Annotated in this window: 2 tRNA genes and 1 rRNA gene; all 3 read right to left on the bottom strand. The window is 55.0% G+C overall.

The window, feature by feature from the left end:
• Positions 1 to 79 precede the first annotated feature (79 nt).
• Positions 80 to 152 (bottom strand) — tRNA-Ala (locus P1S59_14665).
• Positions 153 to 170: 18 nt separating this feature from the next.
• Positions 171 to 247: transfer RNA gene (locus P1S59_14660), tRNA-Ile, on the bottom strand.
• Positions 248 to 425: 178 nt separating this feature from the next.
• A 16S ribosomal RNA gene (locus P1S59_14655) occupies positions 426 to 578 on the bottom strand; the annotation flags it as partial.

The raw sequence follows: 578 nt of genomic DNA, 5'->3' as shown, positions 1-578 counted from the left end.
AACTACTCGGTTACACGATCTTTCTACAATCTGTGCAATGCCATTCGTATGCATGATTTCAAAGAACCAGAAGATTCTGTGGAGCTGATCGGACTCGAACCGACGACATCCGGCTTGCAAAGCCGGCGCTCTCCCAACTGAGCTACAGCCCCAGTGCCTGGAAGGCAAAATGGTGGGCCTAGGTAGATTTGAACTACCGACCTCGCGCTTATCAGGCGCGCGCTCTAACCAGCTGAGCTATAGGCCCAAAAGCCTCGGGCCAGTCGAGAATTCGAGTTCCAATCTCTCAAAGAACGAACATCGAGGACTGCTGTCCCGATGTCTCGCTCCCTCAAGACTGAATAGTGAGCTTGTTACGACGATGTGGTCTGCGGGTTGACCAGGAATGTCAGAAACATCCCGAAGGCTGTTTCGAGACTCCTTAGAAAGGAGGTGATCCAGCCGCAGGTTCCCCTACGGCTACCTTGTTACGACTTCACCCCAGTTACCGGCCACTCCTTGGGCCGCTGCCTCCCCGAAGGGTTGGCGCACGGACTTCTGGAGCAACCGACTCCCATGGTGTGACGGGCGGTGTGTAC

Source organism: bacterium (genome assembly GCA_029210965.1).
GTDB lineage: Bacteria > BMS3Abin14 > BMS3Abin14 > BMS3Abin14 > BMS3Abin14 > JALHUC01.
This window is presented reverse-complemented; position numbering and strand designations above follow the sequence as displayed.